Source organism: Mycobacterium sp. NGS22 (genome assembly GCF_059813095.1).
Genome location: NZ_JCALDY010000005.1, coordinates 260203 through 268484 on the forward strand (window position 1 = coordinate 260203; position 8282 = coordinate 268484).

The following is an 8282-nucleotide window of genomic DNA, read 5'->3' on the forward strand; positions in this document are numbered from 1 at the left end:
AAACAAGTCCGGTGACTTCGGTGGACCGACTCGACGGCCTGGACCTGGCCGCATTGGACGGTTATCTGCGTCCACTCGGCGTCGCGCGTGAGGGCGAACTGCGCGGCGAGTTCATCTCCGGTGGCCGCTCCAATCTGACCTTTCGGGTCTACGACGACGAGACGAGCTGGCTGGTCCGGCGTCCGCCGCTGCACGGACTCACGCCGTCCGCGCACGACATGGGCCGCGAATACAAAGTGGTGGCCGCGCTGCAGGACACCGCGGTGCCGGTGGCACGCACCATCGCCCTGTGTGAGGACGACTCGGTGCTGGGCGGTCCGTTTCAGATCGTCGAATTCATCGACGGTCAGGTGGTCCGCCGACGGGGCCAACTCGAGTCGCTCGGCCGGCGCGCCATCGACGGCTGCGTCGACGCGCTGATCCGGGTGCTGGTCGATCTGCACAGCATCGACCCGGAATCCGTGGGACTGGGCGACTTCGGGAAACCCAGCGGCTACTTGGAGCGTCAGGTGCGCCGGTGGGGCTCGCAGTGGGACCTGGTGCGCCTGTCCGACGACCGCCGCGACGACGACGTCAAGCGCTTGCATTCGGCTCTGCAACAAGCCATTCCGCAGCAGAGTCGCACCTCGATCGTGCACGGCGACTATCGCATCGACAACACCATCCTGGACGCCGACGACCCGACGACGGTGCGCGCGGTGGTGGACTGGGAGCTCTCCACGTTGGGCGATCCGATCAGCGACGCCGCCCTGATGTGTGTCTACCGCGACCCGGCGCTGGACCTGATCATCGACACCCAGGCCGCCTGGACGTCGCCGCTGCTGCCGTCGGCCGACGAACTGGCCGACCGCTACTCACTGGTCTCCGGTCAGCCGCTCGGTCAGTGGGAGTTCTACATGGCGCTGGCGTACTTCAAGCTGGCCATCATCGCGGCGGGTATCGACTTCCGGCGGCGGATGTCCGAGCAGGCCGACGGCAAGGACACCTCCGACGACGCACCCGAGGTGGTGGCGCCGTTGATCTCCCGCGGGCTGGCGGAGATCGCGCGGTTGAGCTAGCGGATCCCGGCCGTCAGATTCTTCTTGGCCGCGCGGCGCAACTGCACCATGCGCGCGGTGCCCACCGCGACGGTGATCAGGCCGCCGCCGATGGCTGCGACCAGCATGGCCACCCCCAGCGGCAAGGTCCAACGCCAACCGAGAAACGCGAACGAGGCCGACTCGGTGTTCTGGGTGATGAAGATCAACAGCAGGATCAAGACCAGGAAACCACCGGTGAGCGCTCCCCAGAGCGCACCGGCGCGGGTGAAGGTGGACGCCCTGTCCTTGGGGAGCGGACGCGACCGCTCTTCCGGGGTCAGCGCCGGGGTCTTGCCGGACGACGGCTTGTCGGTTGACGGCGAGCCAGAGGGATTGCTGCTCATAGTTATATCTTTCTCCCTTCCTGCACCGATTGAAACCAAACCACGCGGGAAAACTGGAGATAGTGTCGGCCGTGTGAGACTGCTGCGGCGCGTGACGCTCGCCGTGGCAGCCGTCTGCCTGGCCGCGGCATGCAGCAATCCCGATCCGTTCGGGTCCGGCGCCGGGGGCCCACGGTCGATCGTGGTGGGGTCCGGCGATTTCCCCGAGTCGATGATAGTCGCTGAAATCTACGCACAAGCGTTGCAAGCCAACGGCTTCGACGTCGGGCGGCGGCTGGGGATCGGCAGCCGCGAGACCTACATCCCGGCGCTCAAGGATCATTCCGTCGACTTGGTGCCGGAGTACATCGGCAATCTGTTGCTCTACTTCGAGCCCCATGCCACGGCGACGGTGCTGGACGTTGTCGAGTTGCAGCTTTACCGGCGGTTGCCCGGCGATCTGTCCATCCTGACGCCGTCACCGGCCTCGGACACCGACACCGTCACCGTCACCGCTGCGACAGCGGCGAACTGGAACCTCAAGACCATCGAAGACCTGGCCGCCCACTCCGCCGAGGTGCGCTTCGCAGCGCCGTCGGCGTTCGCCACCCGCCCCGCCGGATTACCCGGACTCAAGCAGAAATACGGGCTCGATATCAGTCCGGGAAATTTCGTGCCCGTCGACGACGGCGGGGGTCCGGTGACCGTGCGGGCTCTGGTGGAGGGAAGGGTCGATGCGGCCAACGTCTTCAGCACCTCCCCGGCCGTGCTGCAGAACCGTCTGGTGGTGCTCGAGGATCCGGAGCACAACTTCCTGGCCGGCAACATTGTGCCGCTGGTGAATTCGCAGAAGAAGTCCGATCGACTCAAAGACGTGTTGGACGCGGTGTCGGCGAAGCTGACCACGCAGGGCGTGGCCGAACTCAACGCCGCGGTATCCGGCAACGGCGGCGTCGATCCCGACCAAGCCGCCCGGAAATGGTTGCAGGACAACGGCTTCGATCACCCGATCGGGCACTGACGTGATCACCTTCGACAACGTCAGCAAGGTGTTCGGCGATGGCGCGACGGCCGTGGACCGGTTGAGCATCGAAATCCCCGTCGGCAAGCTCACGGTGTTCGTCGGCTCGTCCGGCTGTGGCAAGACCACGGCGCTGCGCATGATCAACCGGATGATCGACCCGACGTCGGGCACCATCACCGTCGACGGTGCCGACGTGTCGACCGTCGACGCGGTGCGCCTGCGCCGCGGCATCGGCTACGTCATCCAGAACGCGGGATTGCTGCCCCACCAACGGGTGATCGACAACGTCGCCACCGTGCCGGTGCTCAACGGCCAGTCCCGGCGCGCCGCCCGCACCGCCGCCTACCAGGTGCTCGAACGCGTCGGGCTGAACCCTGAGCTCGCCACCCGCTACCCCGGGCAACTCTCTGGCGGGGAACAGCAGCGCGTCGGGGTGGCCCGCGCCCTGGCCGCCGACCCACCGATCCTGTTGATGGACGAGCCGTTCTCCGCCGTCGACCCCGTCGTGCGGCACACGCTGCAGAACGAAATGCTGCGTCTGCAAAGCGAATTGCACAAAACCATCGTCTTCGTCACCCACGACATCGACGAGGCGCTGCGCCTCGCCGACCGGGTCGCGGTGTTCGGCCCGGGCGGAGTGCTGCAGCAGTACGACGAACCCGCGCGGCTGCTGTCACGCCCGGCGAGCGAATTCGTCGGCAGGTTCATCGGCCTGGGTCGCGGCTACCGCTGGTTGCAGCTTCTGGACGCCGGCGGGCTGGCGCTGCACGACATCACACAAATTCCGTTGCATGCCCTGCCCGACGCCGAGCTTCGGGACGGCTGGACATTGGTGGTCGACGACGGGGTTCCGCAAGGTTGGATCGACGGCGACGGACTGCGTCGGCATCGCGACGGGCGACCGCTCTCGGAGACCATGACGGCGGTCGGTTCGGTGTTCCACCTCGGCGGCAACCTCAGCCAGGCGCTGGATGCGGCCCTGTCCTCGCCGTCGTCGATGGGTGTCGCCGTGGACGAGGCGCACCGGGCGGTCGGCGGCGTCCTGGCCGCCGATGTGCTGGCCGAAGTGGAATCCCGCAGGCGGCCCTGATGCGCTACCTGTTGACACACCTGGACACCGCGTGGGCGCTGACCGTGATCCATCTGCGGCTGTCGCTGGTCCCGGTGCTGATCGGACTGGTGATCGCCATCCCGCTCGGCCTGGCGGTGCAGCGCGCCCCGCTGCCGCGCCGGATGACCACCGCGACCGCCAGCGTCATCTTCACCATCCCGTCGTTGGCGCTGTTCGTGGTGCTGCCGATGATCATCGGCACCCGGATCCTCGACGAGGCCAACGTCGTCGTCGCGCTGAGCGCCTACACCACCGCGTTGCTGGTGCGGGCGGTATTGGAGGCGCTGGACGCGGTGCCGGTGCCGGTTCGGGACGCGGCCATCGCGGTCGGTTATTCGCCGATCGCCCGGATGCTCAAAGTCGAATTGCCGCTGTCGATCCCGGTCCTGGTGGCCGGGCTGCGGGTGGTGGTGGCGACGAACATCGCGATGGTGTCGGTGGGCGCGGTGATCGGCATCGGTGGATTGGGCGCCTGGTTCACCACGGGATTCCAGACCAACAAGAGCGAGCAGATCGTGGCCGGAATCATCGCCTTGTTCGTGCTGGCGGTGGCCATCGACGCGCTGATCAGCGTGGTCGGGCGGGTGCTGACCCCGTGGGAACGCCGCCGGCGCATTCCGGCACCGATCGTGGGCGGCGCCCGATGAACTTCGTCGCACAAGCGCTGTCGTTCCTGACCACGGCGAGCAACTGGACCGGACCCACCGGGCTGGCCGCCCGCACCTTTGAACACCTGGAATACACCACATTGGCGGTGGCGGCGGCAGCGGTCGTCGCCATCCCGCTGGGGCTGGTCATCGGGCACACCGGGCGCGGTCAGGTGCTGGTGGTGGGCGCGGTCAACGGGCTACGAGCGCTGCCGACCCTGGGCGTACTGCTGCTCGGGGTGCTGATGTTCGGTCTGGGTCTGGGCCCGCCGATCGTGGCGCTGATGCTGCTGGGCGTTCCGTCGCTGCTGGCCGGCACCTATGCCGGTGTTGCCAACGTGGACCCGCTCGTGGTCGACGCCGCGCGGGCGATGGGCATGACCGAGCGGCAGGTGCTGCTGCGGGTGGAGGTGCCCAACGCGCTGCCGCTGATGTTCGGTGGGCTGCGCAGTGCCACGTTGCAGGTGGTGGCCACGGCGACGGTGGCCGCCTACGCAAGCCTGGGCGGATTGGGTCGCTACCTCATCGACGGGATCAAGGAACGGCAGTTCCACATCGCGCTGGTCGGTGCGGTGATGGTGGCCGGGTTGGCCCTGCTGCTGGACGGACTGCTGGCATCGGCGGTGTGGGCTTCGGCGCCCGGGTCTGGGCGGTTGAGCAGGCCTGGCCACGGAATTGACCTTGCAGTTACCGACAAACGTGTCGCGGTCACCCGAGAGGTCCTACGGTAGACGTGTGAACGCAGCCCCCTCTGACCCATCTCAGCGTGTCTCGCCGGCGATGCTGACGTGGCGTGCCCAGGATTGCTCGCGCATGGAGTCGGTGCGAGTTCAGTTCTCCGGCAAGCGAATCAAGGCAAACGGCCGTATCGTGGCCGCGGCCAGCGACGCCAACCCCGCCTTCGGCGCGTTTTACGAACTGCAGACCGACGAGTCCGGGGCCACCAAGCGATTCGGGCTGACCGTCACGTTGGCCGAGCGGGAACGTCAGCTCGCCATCGCCCGCGACGAGGAGAACATGTGGCTGGTGACCGACCACCAGGGCGAGCGGCGCGCGAGTTACAACGGTGCCTTCGACGTCGACCTGGTGTTCAGCCCGTTCTTCAACGCGCTGCCGATCCGCCGCCTCGGCATCCATCAGAAGGCGGACATGGTCGCGCTGCCGATGGTCTACGTCAACGTGCCGGAGATGTCGGTCGACGCGGCGACCGTGAGCTACACCAGTGAGGGCCGGCTGGACGGTATCAAGCTGCGGTCGCCGGTGGCCGACACCACGGTGACGGTCGACGCCGACGGGTTCATCGTGGACTATCCAGGGTTGGCAGAGCGGATCTGATCACCCCGCCGGCCCGACCGGCCGCAGCCAGTTGCTGGCGCCAGTTCTCCGCACCGACGACGACGGAGACGATGTCGTAGCGCGGGAAGCTCTCGTAGCGGGTGCGGGCGGCGTGCCCCTCGTCGACCAGGTCGGCGACCGATCCGTTGGACGCCAGCGAGTCCCGGGCCCGGCTGAGCAATTCGATGATCCGAGTGGTGGCGGGCACCAATTGGCTGGTGTTGGCCTCGCACATCGCGCGCACCAGGTCCGGGGCGGTGCCCGCGACCCGGGTGGCGTCCCGGAAGGAACCCGCTGCCAGCGCGAAGGCCAGCGGCACTTCGGCGGCGGTGACGGCCAGCGCCTCGGCGAGCAGATGCGGCAGATGGGAGATGGCCGACGCGGCGGCGTCGTGCTCGTCGGACTTGGCCGGCACCACGACCGCGCCGCAGTCCAGGGCCAACGTCGTCACCATCGACCAGATCTCCGGGTCGACGTGATCGTCCACGCTGACCACCCAGGGTGCCCGGTTGAACAGCCCGCCGTGCCCGGCCGTCCACCCCGAGTGCGCGGTGCCGGTCATCGGGTGACCGCCCACGAACTTGCGCAGCAGCCCGGCTTTGTCCACCTCCTCCAGGACGGCGGTCTTGACGCTGGTGACGTCGGTCAGCGGACAGTCGGGCGCCGATTCGCGGATGCGGGCGAGCATGATCGGCAGGGCCGGCATCGGCACGGCCAGCACGATCAAGGCGTTGCTGGCCGCGGCACGGGTCAAGGTCTCGTGCAGGTCGGTGGTGGCGTCGAACCCGTCTGCGCGAGCACCCGCGGCACCCTCCACCGACCGGTTGTAACCGAAAACCTCGCGGCCGGCTCCGGCAGCGGCCCGCACGATCGATCCCCCGATCAGACCCAGGCCGAGTACACAAACCGGTGTCTTAGTCACAAGTCCAAGGTTGGCACAGACCGTTGCGTGGGTGGGCGCCTGGACCGGGCTTCGTCTGGCCACGGGCCAGGTCAGGGACTAGCGTAGGCGGCCATGGGAGCACAACGGGCTTCAGCAGCAGGCCCGTCCTCGGACGTTCCGGACGGCTTCGGCGTCGCGGTCGTGCGCGAAGAAGGACGGTGGCGCTGTTCGGCGATGGGTACTAAGTCGCTGAGCAGTTTGTCGGCAGCCGAGACCGAGCTGCGTGAGTTGCGCAGCGCGGGTGCCGTCTTCGGGCTGTTGGATGTCGACGACGAGTTCTTCGTCATCGTGCGGCCGGCGCCGTCGGGCACCCGGCTGCTGCTCTCGGATGCCACCGCGGCGCTGGACTACGACATCGCCGCCGAGGTGCTGGACAATCTGGACGCCGAGATCGACCCCGAGGACCTCGAGGACGCCGATCCGTTCGAGGAGGGCGACCTGGGTTTGCTGTCCGACATCGGGCTGCCCGAGGCGGTGCTGGGCGTCATCCTCGACGAGACCGATCTGTACGCCGACGAGCAACTCGGGCGGATCGCGCGGGAGATGGGCTTTGCCGAGCAGCTGTCGGCGGTGATCGACCGCTTGGGTCGGTGAATTCCGACGAGTCGTTGATCCGTGCCGCTCTGGCGGTGGCGGGCACGGCCGGGCCCCGCGATGTTCCGGTCGGCGCCGTCGTGGTCGGTGCTGACGGGGCTTTGCTGGGGCAGGCCGTCAATGCCCGCGAGGCACTCGGCGATCCCACCGCGCACGCCGAAGTCTTGGCCCTGCGCGCGGCGTGTGCGGTGCTCGGCGACGGCTGGCGGCTTTCGGGGGCGACGCTGGCGGTGACCGTCGAGCCGTGCACGATGTGCGCCGGCGCGCTCGTGTTGGCCCGGGTGGGCCGGCTGGTGTTCGGGGCGTGGGAACCGAAGACCGGCGCGGTGGGTTCGCTGTGGGACGTGGTTCGCGATCGCCGGCTCAATCACCGTCCCGAGGTGCGCGGGGGAGTGCTCGCCGCGGAGTGTGCCGCGCCGCTCGAGGAGTTCTTCGCCCGCCAGCGATTGGGGTGAGACGAGGTTAGTTCGGTAAGCTGCTCGGCGGTGGCGTGTCCGAGCGGCCTAAGGAGCACGCCTCGAAAGCGTGTGACGGCTAAAACCGTCCGAGGGTTCAAATCCCTCCGCCACCGCCAAAGCTGGGACGCTATTCGCCCAGCTAGATTGCTACGTTGAGGTTTGCCGATGGTAAGCGACAAGGTCGTGTGGCCACACCCTGGCCACGTCTTGGCGTGAGTAAAGGCGATCTAGTGTTGTGCCGACAGCGTCCAGGCCGTCGTCGAAAGGTCCGCGTAAGTGTTTAGAGTGACCTTTGCTGAGGTGTGTCCAAGCTTCGCTGCAGAGCTAGAACGTTCACGCCTGCAGATACCGCGAGCGACGCACACGTGTGCCGCAGGTCGTGTGGGGTGATGTTCTGAACGCTGGCACGTGTGCAAGCTGAACCATCCGCCCGAGGACTTGGGGCGGGGCCGGTAGCGCCCATCCTTCCCTGGAAATATGGGGCTGCCAGGAAGCTTGTCCTTGCATTGCTCCGACAACACCTGCAGGACAAATGGGTTGCGTCCACCAAGGTGGTGTACGAGTCGGGCCTGATCAGGATGTCCGGCGTGTCGTAACAGAATGATTGAAGGTCATCGCGTGATTCTTCGAGAGACCGACCAAAGTCACTCGAGCAAAGGAATCTCCGCGATGACCACTGCCCACGATATCGACTGGCCCACCGTGCTGGCCGAACGACTCACCACCACTCATCCCGACGTGCTGCGCGAGCTGCTGGCCACGTTCATT

At 67.4% G+C, this 8282-nt stretch carries 10 protein-coding genes, 1 tRNA gene and 1 pseudogene; 9 read left to right on the plus strand and 3 right to left on the minus strand.

The genetic code is table 11. The features are described from left to right. Positions 1-11 precede the first annotated feature (11 nt). On the plus strand, positions 12-1058 hold the full coding sequence (locus tag AC5Y47_RS06880) for a phosphotransferase family protein (RefSeq protein ID WP_499943155.1): 1047 nt from the start codon (positions 12-14) through the stop codon (positions 1056-1058). Here the strand turns inward: AC5Y47_RS06880 and AC5Y47_RS06885 are convergent. Continuing rightward, the gene (locus tag AC5Y47_RS06885) at positions 1055-1423 is read right to left on the minus strand and encodes a LapA family protein (protein ID WP_499943156.1); all 369 of its coding nucleotides are present in this window, start codon (positions 1421-1423) and stop codon (positions 1055-1057) included. The genes AC5Y47_RS06880 and AC5Y47_RS06885 overlap by 4 nt on opposite strands. A gap of 73 nt (positions 1424-1496) precedes the next feature. On the opposite strand from AC5Y47_RS06885, the gene AC5Y47_RS06890 reads away from it, so the two are divergent. From AC5Y47_RS06890 to AC5Y47_RS06910, 5 genes are read left to right on the plus strand one after another with little or no spacing between them, the layout of a single operon-like run. Continuing rightward, a complete protein-coding gene (locus AC5Y47_RS06890; RefSeq protein ID WP_499943157.1) occupies positions 1497-2423 on the plus strand; it encodes an ABC transporter substrate-binding protein in 927 nt (308 codons plus the stop codon). A 1-nt stretch (position 2424) separates the two neighbouring features. Continuing rightward, complete coding sequence (locus AC5Y47_RS06895) at positions 2425-3516, plus strand: ABC transporter ATP-binding protein (protein WP_499943158.1); 1092 nt, start codon at positions 2425-2427, stop codon at positions 3514-3516. After that, complete coding sequence (locus AC5Y47_RS06900) at positions 3516-4184, plus strand: ABC transporter permease (RefSeq protein WP_499943159.1); 669 nt, start codon at positions 3516-3518, stop codon at positions 4182-4184. Before AC5Y47_RS06895 ends, AC5Y47_RS06900 begins: the two co-directional genes overlap by 1 nt. Then, the gene (locus AC5Y47_RS06905; protein WP_499943160.1) at positions 4181-4915 is read left to right on the plus strand and encodes an ABC transporter permease; all 735 of its coding nucleotides are present in this window, start codon (positions 4181-4183) and stop codon (positions 4913-4915) included. Before AC5Y47_RS06900 ends, AC5Y47_RS06905 begins: the two co-directional genes overlap by 4 nt. A gap of 4 nt (positions 4916-4919) precedes the next feature. After that, positions 4920-5519, plus strand: coding sequence for a putative glycolipid-binding domain-containing protein (locus AC5Y47_RS06910; protein WP_499943161.1), 600 nt, complete (start codon positions 4920-4922; stop codon positions 5517-5519). Here AC5Y47_RS06910 and AC5Y47_RS06915 read toward each other — a convergent pair. Further along, complete coding sequence (locus tag AC5Y47_RS06915) at positions 5482-6441, minus strand: prephenate dehydrogenase (RefSeq protein WP_499943162.1); 960 nt, start codon at positions 6439-6441, stop codon at positions 5482-5484. The genes AC5Y47_RS06910 and AC5Y47_RS06915 overlap by 38 nt on opposite strands. A 93-nt stretch (positions 6442-6534) precedes the next feature. Here AC5Y47_RS06915 and AC5Y47_RS06920 point away from each other — a divergent pair, with 93 nt between their 5' ends. The 3 genes from AC5Y47_RS06920 (at position 6535) to AC5Y47_RS06930 (ending at position 7630) form a co-directional block, all read left to right on the plus strand. Continuing rightward, the gene (locus AC5Y47_RS06920; protein ID WP_499943163.1) at positions 6535-7056 is read left to right on the plus strand and encodes a tRNA adenosine deaminase-associated protein; all 522 of its coding nucleotides are present in this window, start codon (positions 6535-6537) and stop codon (positions 7054-7056) included. After that, entirely contained in the window at positions 7053-7511 is a 459-nt protein-coding gene (locus AC5Y47_RS06925; protein WP_499943164.1) for a nucleoside deaminase, read from the plus strand. The genes AC5Y47_RS06920 and AC5Y47_RS06925 overlap by 4 nt, the downstream gene beginning before the upstream one ends. 29 nt (positions 7512-7540) lie before the next feature. Then, positions 7541-7630, plus strand: a tRNA-Ser gene (locus tag AC5Y47_RS06930). Between the two features lie 106 nt (positions 7631-7736). On the opposite strand, the pseudogene AC5Y47_RS06935 reads toward AC5Y47_RS06930, so the two are convergent. Further along, positions 7737-7905, minus strand: a pseudogene (locus AC5Y47_RS06935) (tyrosine-type recombinase/integrase); the annotation flags it as partial. Positions 7906-8282 lie beyond the last annotated feature (377 nt).